This window comes from Paraburkholderia sp. GV068, assembly GCF_003058125.1.
GTDB lineage: Bacteria > Pseudomonadota > Gammaproteobacteria > Burkholderiales > Burkholderiaceae > Paraburkholderia > Paraburkholderia graminis.
The window spans coordinates 33,884-48,792 of sequence record NZ_QBUB01000016.1; the positions used below are offsets into that span (position 1 = coordinate 33,884).

17 protein-coding genes are annotated in these 14,909 nt (G+C 64.6%); 11 read left to right on the forward strand and 6 right to left on the reverse strand.

Features of this window, described 5'->3' with window-relative positions:
• Positions 1 to 48: 48 nt before the first annotated feature.
• Positions 49 to 1,575, reverse strand: a complete 1,527-nt coding sequence (locus C8K18_RS26860) for an AMP nucleosidase (RefSeq protein WP_006047641.1) — start codon at positions 1,573 to 1,575, stop codon at positions 49 to 51.
• 199 nt (positions 1,576 to 1,774) lie between these two features.
• Here C8K18_RS26860 and C8K18_RS26865 point away from each other — a divergent pair, with 199 nt between their 5' ends.
• The 4 genes from C8K18_RS26865 to C8K18_RS26880 all read left to right on the forward strand — a co-directional run bounded on the left by C8K18_RS26865 (position 1,775) and on the right by C8K18_RS26880 (position 5,729).
• Positions 1,775 to 2,170, forward strand: a complete 396-nt coding sequence (locus C8K18_RS26865) for a hypothetical protein (protein ID WP_006047640.1) — start codon at positions 1,775 to 1,777, stop codon at positions 2,168 to 2,170.
• A gap of 263 nt (positions 2,171 to 2,433) precedes the next feature.
• Positions 2,434 to 3,429, forward strand: a complete 996-nt coding sequence (locus C8K18_RS26870) for a homoserine kinase (protein ID WP_029971441.1) — start codon at positions 2,434 to 2,436, stop codon at positions 3,427 to 3,429.
• Positions 3,420 to 4,229 carry a BPSS1780 family membrane protein gene (locus C8K18_RS26875; RefSeq protein WP_006047638.1) on the forward strand — a complete coding sequence of 270 codons (810 nt, stop codon included), beginning with the start codon at positions 3,420 to 3,422 and terminating at the stop codon, positions 4,227 to 4,229. The genes C8K18_RS26870 and C8K18_RS26875 overlap by 10 nt, the downstream gene beginning before the upstream one ends.
• 18 nt (positions 4,230 to 4,247) lie before the next feature.
• Entirely contained in the window at positions 4,248 to 5,729 is a 1,482-nt protein-coding gene (locus C8K18_RS26880) for a deoxyribodipyrimidine photo-lyase (RefSeq protein WP_107710472.1), read from the forward strand.
• Between the two features lie 164 nt (positions 5,730 to 5,893).
• On the opposite strand, the gene C8K18_RS26885 is transcribed toward C8K18_RS26880, so the two are convergent.
• Together C8K18_RS26885 and C8K18_RS26890 are read right to left on the reverse strand one after the other, a co-directional pair.
• Positions 5,894 to 6,070 (reverse strand): DUF3563 family protein, encoded by a 177-nt coding sequence (locus C8K18_RS26885; RefSeq protein WP_006047636.1) that lies wholly within the window; start codon positions 6,068 to 6,070, stop codon positions 5,894 to 5,896.
• Positions 6,071 to 6,189: 119 nt separating this feature from the next.
• Positions 6,190 to 7,380 (reverse strand): PHB depolymerase family esterase, encoded by a 1,191-nt coding sequence (locus tag C8K18_RS26890; protein ID WP_107710471.1) that lies wholly within the window; start codon positions 7,378 to 7,380, stop codon positions 6,190 to 6,192.
• A 336-nt stretch (positions 7,381 to 7,716) separates the two neighbouring features.
• Here C8K18_RS26890 and C8K18_RS26895 point away from each other — a divergent pair, with 336 nt between their 5' ends.
• The 4 genes from C8K18_RS26895 to C8K18_RS26910 all read left to right on the forward strand — a co-directional run bounded on the left by C8K18_RS26895 (position 7,717) and on the right by C8K18_RS26910 (position 10,751).
• Positions 7,717 to 8,418 carry a phosphatase PAP2 family protein gene (locus tag C8K18_RS26895; RefSeq protein ID WP_107710470.1) on the forward strand — a complete coding sequence of 234 codons (702 nt, stop codon included), beginning with the start codon at positions 7,717 to 7,719 and terminating at the stop codon, positions 8,416 to 8,418.
• A gap of 131 nt (positions 8,419 to 8,549) precedes the next feature.
• Entirely contained in the window at positions 8,550 to 9,323 is a 774-nt protein-coding gene (gene modA / locus C8K18_RS26900) for a molybdate ABC transporter substrate-binding protein (protein WP_107710469.1), read from the forward strand.
• Between the two features lie 50 nt (positions 9,324 to 9,373).
• Complete coding sequence (gene modB, locus C8K18_RS26905; RefSeq protein WP_006047632.1) at positions 9,374 to 10,048, forward strand: molybdate ABC transporter permease subunit; 675 nt, start codon at positions 9,374 to 9,376, stop codon at positions 10,046 to 10,048.
• A 1-nt stretch (position 10,049) separates the two neighbouring features.
• Positions 10,050 to 10,751: a sulfate/molybdate ABC transporter ATP-binding protein gene (locus tag C8K18_RS26910; protein ID WP_107710468.1), complete on the forward strand. Its 702-nt coding sequence runs from the start codon at positions 10,050 to 10,052 to the stop codon at positions 10,749 to 10,751.
• A 71-nt stretch (positions 10,752 to 10,822) separates the two neighbouring features.
• Here the strand turns inward: C8K18_RS26910 and C8K18_RS26915 are convergent, their stop codons facing one another.
• A complete protein-coding gene (locus C8K18_RS26915; RefSeq protein WP_107710467.1) occupies positions 10,823 to 11,659 on the reverse strand; it encodes a TOBE domain-containing protein in 837 nt (278 codons plus the stop codon).
• Positions 11,660 to 11,740: 81 nt separating this feature from the next.
• Entirely contained in the window at positions 11,741 to 12,124 is a 384-nt protein-coding gene (locus C8K18_RS26920; protein ID WP_107710466.1) for a tautomerase family protein, read from the reverse strand.
• Positions 12,125 to 12,223: 99 nt separating this feature from the next.
• Here C8K18_RS26920 and C8K18_RS26925 point away from each other — a divergent pair, with 99 nt between their 5' ends.
• Positions 12,224 to 13,075, forward strand: coding sequence for a LysR substrate-binding domain-containing protein (locus tag C8K18_RS26925; protein ID WP_107710465.1), 852 nt, complete (start codon positions 12,224 to 12,226; stop codon positions 13,073 to 13,075).
• A gap of 20 nt (positions 13,076 to 13,095) precedes the next feature.
• On the opposite strand, the gene C8K18_RS26930 is transcribed toward C8K18_RS26925, so the two are convergent.
• On the reverse strand, positions 13,096 to 13,647 hold the full coding sequence (locus C8K18_RS26930) for a hypothetical protein (protein WP_107710464.1): 552 nt from the start codon (positions 13,645 to 13,647) through the stop codon (positions 13,096 to 13,098).
• A 112-nt stretch (positions 13,648 to 13,759) separates the two neighbouring features.
• Between C8K18_RS26930 and C8K18_RS26935 the strand changes: the two genes are divergently transcribed.
• Together C8K18_RS26935 and C8K18_RS26940 are read left to right on the forward strand one after the other, a co-directional pair.
• A complete protein-coding gene (locus C8K18_RS26935) occupies positions 13,760 to 14,197 on the forward strand; it encodes an MbcA/ParS/Xre antitoxin family protein (protein ID WP_053859681.1) in 438 nt (145 codons plus the stop codon).
• Entirely contained in the window at positions 14,194 to 14,895 is a 702-nt protein-coding gene (locus tag C8K18_RS26940) for an RES family NAD+ phosphorylase (protein WP_006047625.1), read from the forward strand. Before C8K18_RS26935 ends, C8K18_RS26940 begins: the two co-directional genes overlap by 4 nt.
• Positions 14,896 to 14,909 lie beyond the last annotated feature (14 nt).

The window sequence follows — 14,909 nt, forward strand, 5'->3', positions numbered from 1 at the left end:
CGCAGAAGCGCGCGGCGAAAGCCACCGCGCGCTCCCGAAAACGCCGCGTTACTGAAACGCCACTTCCGCGAAACTGCGCAGCTTGCGGCTATGCAAACGATGCAGCCCGTTCTCGCGCAAAAGCTCCATCGCCTTCACGCCGATCTGCAGATGCTGATCGACCTGCGCGCGATAAAACTGGTCCGCCATGCCGGGCAGTTTGAGTTCACCGTGCAGCGGTTTATCGGACACGCATAGCAAGGTCCCGTAAGGCACACGGAAACGGAACCCGTTCGCGGCGATCGTCGCGCTCTCCATATCCAATGCAATCGCGCGGCTTTGCGACAGCCGTTGCACCGGCTCACGATGATCGCGCAACTCCCAATTACGGTTGTCCACACTCGCGACCGTGCCCGTGCGCATCACGCGCTTGAGTTCCACACCGTCGAGTTGCGTGACCTGCGCGACCGCGCGCTCGAGCGCGACCTGCACTTCGGCGAGCGCCGGAATCGGCACCCACAGCGGCAAATCGGCGTCGAGTACATGGTCTTCGCGCACATAACCGTGCGCGAGCACATAGTCGCCCAGACGCTGCGTATTGCGCAGACCCGCGCAGTGACCAAGCATGATCCACGCGTGCGGACGCAACACGGCAATGTGATCGGTGATGGTCTTCGCGTTCGACGGCCCCACGCCGATGTTGATCATCGTGATGCCGCTGCCGTCCGCGCGCTTCAGGTGATACGCGGGCATCTGCGGCAGACGCGGCGGCGCCGTGCCTTCCTGCGCCTGCTCGCCGAGATTCTCGTTGTACATGACGACGTCGCCCGGTTCGACAAACGACGTGTATTCGCTGCGATAGGCGCGCAGTTCCTCGTCGTCGGTATGGGCCATCATCGTGCGGCCCAGTTTGACGAACTCGTCGATATAAAACTGATAGTTCGTGTACAGCACGTAGTTCTGGCAATGCGTCGGCGAAGTCGCCGTGTAATGCTTCAGCCGATGCAGCGAGAAATCGACGCGCGCCGCCGTGAAGAGCGCGAGCGGATGCGGATCGCCAGCCAACGGCTCATACGTGCCGTTGACGATGCGGTCGTCGAGCAGCGCGAGGTCCGGCGTGTCGAACACGTCGCGCATCAGGAACAGACGCTCGCGATCGAGATCGCCCTCGAGGTGAATGCCTTCGGCGAACGCGAAGTGAATCGGAATCGGCTGGTCGGATACGCCGACTTCGATCTTCACATGATGGTTTTTCGCCAGCAGCCGCAATTGCTCGCGATAGTAGTTGCCGAACAGATCGGGCCGCGTCACCGTGGTCTCGAACACGCCGGGCCCCGCGACGAACCCATACGAGCGGCGCGAATCGATATGCGTGTTCACTTCGGTGCAGACGCGCACGAACGGATAGCATGCGCGCACCCGCCGCTCGAACAGTTCGTTGCGGCGATAGCGCGCGAAGGCGTCGCGCAAAAAGGAGGTGTTCGCTTCGTAGATCGCCGACAGGCGGGTGACAGCTTCGGCAGCGTCGTCGAAGGATTCGGTCGGGAAGCTGTTCGCGGGAGTTTGCACCGCGCGTTGATTGGTATCGTTGTTCATCTTCGTTCGCCTCGATTGATGAGACGACATTACCACGGAACCCGTGATCGCCAAATGACTGCGCCGCTCGTCGACATGCGCCGTCGCAGCGTTCGCGCAATCGCGGACGCGGCGCGCGAAAGCGGCGCAAAATAAGGGATCGCGCCCGTGGCAGAGGTCTGGATTTGCTAGAATCGGGGCACCCTTCCGGAGAATCACCATGAAGCCGCTCCTTCCCGTCGCCGTTGCACTGGCCCTTGCCTTTGGCAACGCCGCGATGGCTGCTCAGCCTGTCGACGCCACGCCGCCTCCGGGCGCGCCGCAGTCCGCCAACGAACGCGCCGGTCTGCCCGACCTTGACAAGATCAACCGGCCGGCCGCCGAGGTCAGCTCGAAGGTCGAGATCAACGTCCCGCGCACGCCGAGCTTTTACGAGCGCAGCGCGAACGGCACCGAAATCACCGAATACCGCGACAAGGGCAAGCCGGTCGAAATCAATGTGCATTCGAACCTCGGCACGCGCTATCAGATGAGTGCGCCGCTCGACACGTCGCCATCCGTGCGCGACAACGGTCGCGCGAGCACGCGCTTGCCTTCGGTGAATCTGAGGTACTGATGAATCGCGGGGCAGTGGCTCCGCCCCGCTTTTGCCAACGCGCGCGCGGATATGGCGTCGCGAAGTTGGCCACCTTGACCGCCTGACCGCTTTGACGGCTTCTGCTGCTTTAGCCGCTGTAACCGTTTCGATGCCGCTGTTGCCGTGAATCCCGCTGCCGTTTGCGGACCCGCTGTTCGCGCGTTCGCCACTGGCTTGACCACCGCACGTATGTTGCTGGCCGCACCGCGCCAGCCCGACCAACCTGATCCGACGTTCCCCGCATGGCTGTCTTCACCGCTGTCACCGAATCCCAACTTGCAGAATGGATGCGCCATTACGATCTCGGCGACGTCGTCGAATTTCGCGGCATCACATCCGGCATCGAAAACAGCAATTTTTTTCTGACGACGACGCGCGGCGAATACGTCCTCACCATTTTTGAAAAGCTCACGGCCGGGCAGTTGCCGTTCTATCTGAACCTGATGCGCCATCTGGCGGCGCACCGCGTACCCGTGCCGGACCCGATGCCGCGCGAGGACGGCTCGCTGTTCGGCATGTTGCACGGCAAGCCCGCGGCGATCGTGACGAAGCTCGAAGGTGCGCCCGAGCTCGCGCCGGGCGTCGAACACTGCATCGAAGTCGGCCAGATGCTGGCGCGCATGCATCTCGCCGGGCGCGATTACAGCGGCTATCAGCCGAATCTGCGCAGCCTGCCGTGGTGGAAGGAAACCGTGCCGACCATCGTGCCGTTTCTCGAAGGCGAGCAGCGTGAACTGCTGTCGTCGGAACTCGCGTATCAGGAAGCGTTCTTCGCATCCGCCGATTACGCCGCGTTGCCCGAAGGCCCGTGCCACGCCGATCTGTTCCGCGACAACGCGATGTTCGCGCACGCCGCGCCCGACACCGGCCACGAAGTGCGCCTCGGCGGCTTCTTCGATTTTTACTTCGCCGGCTGCGACAAGTGGCTGTTCGACGTGGCGGTGACGGTCAACGACTGGTGCGTGGACCTCGCCACCGGCAAGCTCGATCACGCGCGTACCGAGGCGATGCTGCGCGCGTATCAGACCGTGCGTCCTTTCACCGTCGAGGAAAACCGTCATTGGGGCGACATGCTGCGGGCGGGCGCGTACCGTTTCTGGGTGTCGCGCCTGTATGATTTTTATTTGCCGCGCGCGGCCGAGTTGCTCAAGCCGCACGACCCCGGCCATTTCGAGCGCATTCTGCGCGAGCGCCTGTCCGGCGTCGCACTTCCTGGCATCCATACCTCATGCAACTGATCGAAGTCCCCGCGAAAACCGGCTATGTTTGGTTCCGGCAAGGCATCTGGCTGTTCCGCAAGAATCCGCTCGCGTTCCTGACGCTCTTCTTCACCTATCTGCTGGTGATGACGCTCGTCGCGCAAATTCCGCTGATCGGCAGCGTTTTGCCGCTCGCGTTCATTCCCGGCGTCGCGGTCGGCTTCATGGCCGCGTGCCGCAACACGATCGCCGGCAAGCCGGTGTTCCCGACGATTCTCGCGGACGGTTTCCGTTCCTACGGCTCGGTAGTCGCGCGCCGGCTGATCGTGCTCGGCGTGTTCTATGTGATCGCGATGGCGCTGGTGCTGGCGGGCTCGGCGCTCGCCGACGGCGGCATGCTGCTCAAGGTGATGCTCGGCGCGGCCGGCGCAATGGACCCCGAGGCGATGGCCAACAGCAATATGCCGCTGGCCGTGGTCACGGCCTTCGCGTTCTACATTCCGGTGGCCATGCTTTTCTGGTTCTCGCCGATTCTTGCTGCCTGGCATGACGTGCCGCCCATCAAGGCGATGTTCTTCAGCCTCGTTAGTTGCTGGCGCAACCGCGGCGCGTTTGTCGTGTTCGGCGCGCTGTGGTTCGCGGTGGCGACAACCGTATCGCTCGGCTTGTCAGTGCTGATGCAGGCGCTCGGCGCCGGCGACTTCGCGTTCGCCGTGCTCATGCCGGCCACGATGATCGTCACGACCATGCTGTATTGCTCGTTCTACGCGACATATCGCGGCTGCTACGGCGTACAGGCGCCGCAGACGCCCGATCTGCCGAGCACACCGGCGACCTGAGGGCGCCGCGCGTCCGTCGTGAACGACACTTTCGATACCGCGCTGGTCTGGTTCCGCCGCGACCTGCGCACCACCGACCACGCCGCGCTGTACCACGCGCTCAAACACTGCGAGCGCGTCTGGTGTGTGTTCGTGTTCGACACCACGATCCTGCAACCGCTCATCGATACATGGCAGGCCCGCCATCCGGGTGCGCCGGCGCAAGACCGGCGCGTCGAGTTCATTCTTGCGTCGCTGCGCGAACTGGACGACGCGCTGCGCGCGCAAGGCGGCGGTCTCATCGTGTTATACGGCGATCCGGCGGATCTCGTGCCGAAACTGGCCGACGAGCTTCGCGTCGACGCGGTGTTTGCGAACCACGATTACGAACCCGCCGCGATCGAGCGAGACGAGACCGTGCGCGAGCGGCTCGCCGAAGCGGGCCGCGCGTGCCTGACGTTCAAGGACCAGGTGATCTTCGAGCGCGCGGAATTGCTGACCCGCCAGAACAAGCCGTTCACCGTGTTCACGCCGTACAAAAATGCCTGGCTCAAGCAGTTGACGAGCTTCTATCTGAAGCCCTACCCGGTCGAAACTTACGCGAATCGTCTCGCCGCGCTGCCGCCGGGGCTGAACCGACAGTTACCGACGCTCGAACAACTCGGCTTCGCGCCGGGCAACCTCGCGGAACTGGACTTGCCTACGGGCATGAGCGGCGCACAGCGTCTGCTTGACGACTTCGTGACGCGAATCGCCAGCTACGCCGAGCGGCGCGATTTTCCGGCGGCCAGGGGGCCGAGCTACTTGTCGGTGCATCTGCGCTTCGGCACGGTGTCGATCCGCACGCTCGCGCGACTCGCTCACGAGATATCGCTGCAGCCGGATGGCCTGGGAGCGGCGACGTGGTTGTCGGAACTCATCTGGCGGGATTTTTACTTCATGATCCTGTCGCATCACCCGAGGCTCGCGGGCGGCGCATCGTTCAAGCAGGAATATGACGGGCTGCGCTGGGAGCAAGGCCCGGCAGCGGATGCTGCGTTCGCCGCATGGTGCGAAGGCCGCACGGGCTACCCGCTGATCGACGCGGCGATGCTGCAACTGAACCGCACCGGCTACATGCACAATCGCCTGCGCATGGTGACGGCGAGTTTTCTGGTCAAGGATCTGGGTATCGACTGGCGGCGCGGCGAACGCTATTTCGCCGACCAATTGAACGACTACGACTTCGCAGCGAATAACGGCGGCTGGCAATGGGCGGCGTCGACGGGATGCGATGCTCAGCCCTATTTCCGCATCTTCAATCCGATTACGCAGTCGGAGAAATTCGATGCCGACGGGCGGTTCATCAAGCGCTATTTGCCGCAGCTCGCGAAGTTGCCGGCCAAATGGGTTCATGCGCCGTGGTTGGCTGGCGCGCAAAAACTGGCGGCGTTCGGCGTGGTGCTGGGCGAAGATTACCCGGCGCCGATCGTGGATCACGCGCAAGCAAGGGCGCGGACGTTGGCCCGATTCGGCAAGTGAGCACACGCTCACATGAAACTAACGATGCAGCCGGAGGATGGCTCGCTTCGGCTTAATCGAGTTCGAAGCCTCAAAAGCATGAAAACTCGGGGGCAAAAAGCAAAGTCGCTCAAGCCCCGCACCGGCGTCCTTCACTACCGCCGATGCTTCAACTGACGCGCAGCTTAGTGCTGGCTCATCCACGACGGCTGACGGAAGTTCGCTTCGCGATCCAGCTTGCGCATGCGGAATTCCAGGTCGTACAGGTCAGTGGCTTCGGCGAGGAACGCGTCAGCGCGTTCTTTGGCGAGTTGTTCGGGCGACTTCGTCAGAAACAGGAACAGGCGGCTAAGCAGGTACATGGTGAACCTCGGCAATGAGTGTTGGCGTTGGCTTGGTGTTAACGCCTAGGGGATAACCCGTATTATAGGGAAAACCCTAGGCGCGCGCCAGCATTCATTTTCGAAGTGTTGCTCGGATGTCACCGGGCCTGAGCGGACGCCTCGTCGGCGGTGCTTTCAACAACGCCCGCGCCCACTCGCCGTTGATGCTTGAAGAACTCCCACACCATTGCGCTCGCGTCCGGCCCCTTGGACGAATGGAACGGCACGGCGTCGTCGCCGCCGGCCCACGCGTGCGCGAGTCCCTGCACGCGGCACATGCGCACCACGCGCCGGCCGCTGCGGAAATAGTCGCGAATCGTCACGCCGCCTTTGCGCTCTTCGCGCAATTCGCCGGCTTTGCGCGCGCCCTTCGGATCGACCATCCGGTTCAGCCGCAGAAACTGCGTCGCGAGCTGGTCGGCGTTGACCGCCGCAACGACATCGTCGGCGTCGCCGTGAAGGATGATCGCCGGCATGCCCGGATAATTGGTGACGTCGGCCACTTCGTCGGCGAGTTCGACGGGATCGCGCCGTGCGCCGCGCCGCATCACGTCCATCGCCGTGATGCCGGAGCGGGCTTCGCCGAAAGCAGGGCCCGAATGCAGCGCGACCGCGGCGAAGCGCTCGGGATAACGCAGCGCGAGCAACGCCGTCAGCCCGGCGCCGGCGGAAATACCGGCGACATACACCCGCTCGCTGTCAAAACCGTGCTGCACGATCAACGAATCGACGAGCGACGCCACCGCGCGCGCCTCCGCGCCGCCCGCGTTCTCGCCCGCGTCGTACCAGTGCCAGCAACGGTGCGAGTGCGCGTGCTTCGATTGCTCGGGATAAACGACGGCAAAGCCGTAGCGATCCGCCAGCACGTTCATCCGTGTGCCTTGCGCGAATTCGTCGATGGACTGGGTGCAGCCGTGCAGCATCACGACGAGCGGCATGCTCTCGAGTGCGTGGCCCGACGGCACATACAGCCCATATTGGAGATGATTGACGAGCCGTCCCGGCGCCGCGGGCGCCGAATGAAACGAACGCGTCCACGCACCGCTCGCCCACGCGGCCGCGCGCGGACGCACCCGCGATTCGCGCGCGGCAGCGTGCGGCGTCTCGCGTTTGGCGGGAGTACGGAGCGCGGCGGACTTGAGCGGACGAACTTTCGTCGACGGCTTGCTGGACGCCGGCCGGGCCGGGCGCGTCGTGGTGCGCTTGGTGGTCTTGTGGGCGTGCTCGCTCTGAATCGCCAGCAGGCGCTTAAGACCGCCGAGCCAGATCTTCGATAGACTTTTTGCCATCGGCGCAAAAACCTCGCAAAAAGGGGCAGGACTGCCGGGCGAAACCGGCTTCTTGTGCAATGCACAATAACATCAATCGAGCAGCGATGCAGAACGCGTCACGCGAATTCGCCGCCCCGTTTTTTTGCGATGAACCCGTGCGGTGACGACGCGCGCGCAGCGCTGCCGGCCCCTGTTGGCCACCTAACGTCCCGAAACAAAAAGGCTTTTCGTACGGCGCGAGCCGTCGATGGCCGCCGTCTATACTGGCGGTTGTCGCGCGCGTCGTCGGTTTGCCCGGTTCGCGCGTTGCAGTCTGATATGAACGATTCTATGCGGCCCTGAGCGCCTTTTCCGATGCCTGAATTGCCTGACTATCTGTGGTACTCCATCACCAGCCTGGGCGGCGCCGGCATGACGCTGCCGCTCGCGTTCGCCATCGCGCTGTGGCTCGCGGTCGGCTATACGTGGCGCATGGCGGCGGGCTGGCTGGTGCTGCTCGGCGCGGCGATCGGCGTCGTGACCGTCACGAAGCTGGCGTTCCTCGGTTGGGGCGTCGGCGTGCGCGAGCTGGATTTCACGGGCGTCAGCGGCCACGCGATGCTGTCCACGGCGGTCTATCCCGTCGCGCTTTTCCTGATGCTGCTGCGAACGCGTCCGCCGGCTCGCGTGCTCGGCGTTCTGCTCGGACTCGCCGCAGGCATGGCCGTGGGCGTGTCGCGCGTCGTCCTGAGCGCGCACTCGCCTTCGGAAGCGATTACCGGCTGTCTCGTCGGCGCCGTTGCCGCGCTGCTTTTCGTGCGGATGGCATGGAAGGCCCAGCCCGAGCGCCTTTCGGCGGTTCCGGTCGCGGTGAGCCTGATGGTGCTGGCGGTGCTGATGCACGGCGTGCACGTGCCGACGCAGCGCTGGGTGACTCACATCGCGCTGAAAGTGTCGGGGCATGACCGGCCTTTCATCCGCGCAAAATGGAAGGCCGTGCGCGATGTCCAGCCGGGCGCCGCGCCGGTCTCGCAGACGCGCGACACGCTCGCGCTCATCAGTTCTTCCCACGTTTAAACGCGTTTTCGCTCTGGCTCGCTGCTCTATTTGACCGGCCGAATGTCCGTCATGCCAGCGCTATAACCTCGTCTATATTACGATATGCGTTTTAACCACCGCTCCGGCACACGCCAGAGTCTGATACGTTCATGACGCCTTCCCGCCGCCTGCTGAAACAAGCGCTGTTTGTCGCCAGCGCGTTTTCCGTTGCCTTGAGCGCCAACGCACGCGCCGATGAGCTGGTCGTCTCGGCCGCCGCGAGTCTGACCAACGCATTCAAGGCCGTCAGCGACGCCTTCGAAAAGCAGCACGCCGGCACCAAAGTGCTGCTCAACTTCGGCGCGTCCGACGTGTTGATGCAGCAAATCGCCAAAGGCGCGCCCGCCGACGTGTTCGCCTCGGCCGATCAGAAGGCGATGGACAAGGCCGCCGCCGAAAAAGTCATCGTGCCGGCCACGCGCAAGGATTTCGCGGCCAACTCGCTGGTGCTGATCGTGCCGACGGACAGCCGTTTTGCGCCGTCGAGCCTGAACGAACTGGCATCGACGAACGTGAAACGGATCGCGTATGGCGATCCGGCGTCCGTGCCGGTGGGCCGCTACACGCAAGGCGCGCTGCAAGCTGCGGGCGTGTGGGACGCGGTCAGCGCCAAAGCCGTGCTGGCGGCGAACGTGCGTCAAAGTCTCGACTACGTGTCGCGCGGCGAAGTGGACGCCGGTTTCGTGTTCGGCACCGACGCCGCGATCGTGCCGGGCAAGGTGAAAGTCGCGCTGAGCGTGCCGACACAAACGCCGATTACCTATCCGATCGCGCAAGTGGAAGGCAGCCGGCACGCGGCGGATGCGCAGGCTTTCGTCGACTTCGTGTTGTCGCCGGCGGGCCAGGCGGTGCTGGCGAAGTACGGCTTCAAGCCCGCTCACTGATCGGCCATCCACTTACGCCCATCCACTCACGCCCAGAGGAACCGCAAGTCATGCAACAAGCCTGGATTCCGCTGATGCTGTCACTCAAAGTGGCGGGCTGGGCGACCGCGCTGAATCTCGTGTTCGGCGTCGCGGCGGGTTTCGGCTTGTCGCGCTGGCGCTCGGGCGCGCGCGACATCGTGGATTCGTTGCTGACACTGCCGCTCGTGATGCCGCCGACCGTGCTCGGCTACTACCTGCTGGTTCTGCTCGGGCGACGCGGCGTGATCGGCGCGTGGCTCGACCGCTTCGACATTCAACTGGTCTTCACCTGGCAAGGCGCGGTGATCGCGTCGACGGTGGTCGCCTTCCCGCTCGTGCTGAAGTCCGCGCGCGCCGCATTCGAAGCCGTCGATCCGCAACTCGAGCGCGCCGCGCGCACGCTCGGCGTCAGCGAAACGGCGGTGTTCTTTCGCGTGAGCCTGCCGCTTGCCGCGCGCGGCATTCTCGCGGGCGGCTTGCTGGCGTTCGCGCGGGCGCTCGGCGAATTCGGCGCCACGTTGATGATTGCGGGCAATTTGCCGGGCCGCACGCAGACGCTCTCGGTAGCGGTCTATTCGGCCGTGCAAGCCGGCGACGACAGCACCGCGAATTTCCTCGTGGTCGTGACTTCGGTGACGTGCGTCGTCATCCTGCTGCTCGCCGGCCGCCTCGTGCCGCAACGCACGCTTCTGGTTTCCCGCTGATATGCCGCTAAGCGTCGACATCCGCAAGACTTTCGAGAGCGCCGAGCGCCGCTTCACGCTCGACGTCGCCTTTACCGCGACCACGCAGCGGGTGGTGCTGTTCGGCCCTTCGGGCGCGGGCAAGAGCCTGACGCTGCAGGCGATCGCCGGTCTGCTGCGTCCCGACGAAGGCACGATCACGCTGCACGGCAAAGCGCTGTTCGACAGCGCGCGCGAAATCGATCTGAAGCCGCAGGCGCGTCAGGTCGCGTATCTCTTCCAGGACTACGCGCTGTTTCCGCATCTGAACGTGCGCCAGAACATCGGCTTCGGCTTGCAGCGCGGCTGGTTCAATCCGCGCGCGCGCAAGAGTTCCGCGCAAGTCGATTACTGGCTCGATGCATTGGAGTTGCGCAGCGTCGGCGGCCACTATCCGGCGCAGCTTTCCGGCGGACAAAAGCAGCGTGTCGCACTGGCGCGGGCGCTGGTGGCCAACCCGCAACTGCTGTTGCTGGACGAGCCGTTTTCCGCGCTGGACAGCCATTTGCGCCAGCGCATGCGCCAGGAATTATCGGAGCTGCAAACGCGCCTCGACATTCCGATGGTGTTGATCACGCACGATCCCGACGACGTCGCCGCCTTCGGCGATCAGGTCGTGCAGATCGGCGACGGACGCGTCCGCGAACACCAGGCATTCAGCGGCTACGTGCGCAGCGAGACGTGAGCATGACCTGAGCGCGCACTTTCGTCGCGCGTTTCACCGCTTCAGTCCGTTTCGGTCCGATTCAGTCCGCTTCAGTCCTTCACGCCAAGAATCACGCTCGATGCCTTGAAGGCCGCGACCGCGCTCGCGCCTTCCACGAGACTGAGCGCCTCGGCACTCTGGTTCGTGACGACGGCGGTAATGACCGCGCCGCCTTCGAGCACGAGCGACACTTCCGCATTGACCGCGCCGCGCTTCACGCTTTGCACACTGCCACGCAACTGATTGCGCGCCGACAGTTTCAGCGGCGCGCCGCTTTCATCTTCGACGAGCAGCACGACCCACGACGCCTTGATCAGCGCGAACGCCGCCGCGCCGACCGTGAGGCCGAGCGCCTCGGTGCTTTCGTGCGTGAGAACCGCGACGATCGTGTGGCCGCCGGGCAGCGTCAGCGAGATTTCGTCGTTGATGGAGCCGCGCGTGATCTGCGACACCGTGCCATAGAGCTGATTGCGCGCGCTCGTCTTGACGCCGATGCGGCCGATCAGATCCCAGTCCGTCGCAAAGCCTTCGATGGCCGCGCCCGCGCGCTCGAGAAAGCGCCGATGCTCGCGCTCGACGGCGCGAAACGTCTCTATGAGCTTGACCGCGCGCGGCGTCAGCGTCGTGCCGCCGCCGCCCTTGCCACCGGTGAGCCGCATGACGAGCGGCTCGCCGGCGAGATTGTTCATGGCGTCGACGGCATCCCACGCGCCCTTGTAGCTCATGCCAACGGCTTTCGCGGCGCTGGTGATGGAGCCCGTTTCGCCGATCGCCGCGAGCAGCGCGATTCGCGACGCGCCGCCGAGCGTGTTCGCGCCCGCCTGGAACCAGACGGAGCCGCCGAGTTCCAGCGGCTCGTGGGACGAATCGTTGCGGTCGGATGCCATGGCGCGGGCGGTCGGGAATGAGCGGGTCGGAATTGAGGAAAGGCAGCGGATCATTATAGCGACCGGCCTTCCGGCCACCGCTCACAGCGCGTAGTGCGCAATCCCGTTGCCGAACGACCAGTTCTCCTTGACCACTTCCACGAGACTGATCAGCACGTCTTCGCGCCGCAGTCCCGGCGACTCGTGCAGTTCGTCGACCAGGCGTTGATAGAGCGCCTTCTTCTGCTCGAGCGTGCGCGTGTTGCTCACGGTGAGCTGAATCATCACGAGATCGTCCGTTCGCTGGACGTTCAGATACTGATTGTCATAGACAAAGTTCGCGGCGTCGTGCTCGCTAATCAGCATGAAGATGTCGTCTTTCGGTACGTTGAAGGTGGCGACGAGCGCGCGCTGGATGCTGTCCGTGAGCGCCTTCCGGTATTCGACGGGCTTGCCGGCGCGCAAAGCGATGCGGGTGAAAGGCATGACGTTCTCCTTCGAGGTGGTGAATACATGCACACAGCGTAGGCGCGCTCAGCCATAATAAACAGACATCTTTAGCTATTTCATCTATGTTGGATTGAAATGAAAGTCCTCGATCTGGACGCCGTTCGCGCGTTCGTGCTCGTCGCCGACCTGTGCAGTTTCACGCGCGCCGCCGACGCGCTCGGCACCACGCAATCCGCCGTCAGCCTCAAGCTGAAGCGGCTGGAAGCGCATCTGGGCAAGCAGTTGCTGGAGCGCACGCCGCGCGTCGTACGGCTTTCCGTCGACGGCAAGGCGTTTCTCGGCGCCGCGCGCGAACTGCTGGGCGCGCATGAGCGGGCGCTGGGGTCGCTGTCGGTGGAGCGCCGGCGGCTGGCGCTCGGGTTGAGCGAACACGTCGCGGGGCGCGATCTGCCGCAACTGCTCGCGCGGCTGAATGCGCACGATCCGGCGCTGGTGGTCGAACTGCACCTCGGCACGTCCGCCGCGCTGCTGGCCCAGTTCGACGAGCGCCGGCTGGACGCGGTCATCGTCCGTTATGGCGCTGACGAGCCGCCGCGCGACGACGCACAGGTGCTGTTCAGCGAACCAGTCTGCTGGCTCGCGACGCCGGCGTGGCTGCCGCGCGTCGGCGAGCCGTTGCCGCTGGCGCTGTTGAGCGCGCCGTGCAATGTGCGCGACGTGGCGCTGCGGACGCTGACGGAGGCGTCGGTGGCATGGCAGGAGGTGTTTGTCGGCGGTGGCGTCGCGGCTGTCGGCGCGGCCGTTGCAGCCGGGCTCGCGGTGTCGCCGCTGGCGAGAAGAGTTGCGCCGCGCGGTTTAGTCGATGTCGGTACGCGGCTCGGCTTGCCGTCGTTGCCGGAATCGCGCGTGACGCTGCACTCGCGCGTGAAGGATGCGCGTTTGAGGGAAACGCTGCGGCTGGTGACGAGCGGGCTGGCGGGCGGTTGAGCGCGCGCCGGCTCGGGCGTTCAGTGCAAGATCGGCGGAAGGGAGCCGCTGCGGGCTGTCGCAGGATTGGCGACTGCGTCTAGCTGATCCGCGGAAGTGTTAGCGGCGAGCGCCGGCGTCTTGTGGTCCGCTGGCGCCGGGCGGGCAGCCGCGCCTTTCGCTGTGCCGGCAACCTTCACTACACCGCCATGCGCGCTCTGACCTTGCGCGATGTTTGCGTGAATGGCCTTCGCGTGAATGGCCTTCGCGTGATCGGACTTCGTCTGAACGACTTGCGCCGGGCGTTTGACGGCATCCGCGACGCCCGCGCTCTTCGGCTTTGCCCTGCCGCTCGCGAGGCCGGAAGCTTTATTAGCGCCCGCGCTTGCCACATGCTTTACGCCCGTCTTCGACTTAGCGGCCCCCGCAGACGCCACATGCTTCGCAGCACTCTTCGCCCGCCCCTTCGCCGCCCCATGCTTCCCGTGCGCCGCGGCCTCAGGCGGATTCCACACTTCGCTATAACCGCTCGCCATTGCCGCGCCGGACGCGCACCACACCGCAACCGCCGTTGCTACTGCACGAAATCTCATCTCCTGAACTCCTGAATTCTTTCCTTTGCGACGAGCCGGGATTATATTCCCTTGCAAAAATCCCGAAATGGACTAGCATAGGAAATAAGTACATATAAGGACTTACCCGCTCATGGCACATGCCGCCCGCGCCGCCCAAGCTGAAGCGCCGATTCGTCGGCCGCTTTCGGAACCCTCGTTTGCAGAAATGTCCGCAGCGGGATTGCGCGCGTTCTTCAACATCGCACGAGACTGGGATCTGAGCGCGGACGAGCAGATCGTGCTGCTCGGCTCGCCAGGCCGCTCGACTTTCTTCAAATGGAAGCAGGCGCCGGAAACGGCGCGGCTAGGCCGCGACACGCTGGAACGTCTGTCGCTGCTGCTAGGCATCTACAAGGCGCTGCAAATTCTCTTGCCGCAACCCAGCGCCGCGGACAACTGGGTCAAGCGTCCCAACAGCGCGCCGCCGTTCGGCGGCCGCCGCGCGCTGGATCGCATGCTGGCCGGCAACATTAGCGACCTCGTCGCCGTGCGCCAGTATCTCGACGCAATGCGAGGCGGCTGGGCGTGACAGAACCGCATTGGCAGGACCGCTGGCGCAGCGCGCCACTGGATTGGTCGCCCGCGTATCGCGTGATTCCCACACGCTTTCCGGCCGTCAATCTGTTCGACCGGGTTGCATCGGCGGAAGATTTCGACGCGCTCTACGCGCTCGAAGCCATGACCAACGACCGCCTGCGCACCGAAATCGGCGAACTCGATCTCGTGCCGCGCGAAGAACGCCGCTTCGGGCCGGGTTATGGACCGATCATGGCCGCGCTCACGCATCTCAATCCGCTCGGCAGCCGTTTTTCCGACGGCACGTACGGCGTGTTCTATTGCGCCCGCTCGCGCGCGACCGCCATTGCCGAAACGCGTTATCACACGGGAAAATTCCTGGAAGCCACCGCCGAGCCGCCCATGCGTCAGCAGATGCGTCTCTATACCGTGGCGGCGCAAGGCGAAGTGGTCGATCTGCGCGGCGACCCGAAGCTGGACCTCGCGGTGCTGTCGCCGGACGACTATCTCGCCGGCCAGTCGCTCGGACGTGCGGTGCGCGAAGCGGGAGCGCCGGGCATCGCGTATCCGTCGGTGCGCGACCCCGAAGGCGAATGCCTCGCCGCGTTCAGAACGACGCTGCTGCGCGATTGCCATCACGCGGCGTACCTGGAATACAACTGGAACGGCAGCAGCGTGGATATGGTGTTCGAACTCAGCCAGGTCGGCTGACACGCGTCGAGCAA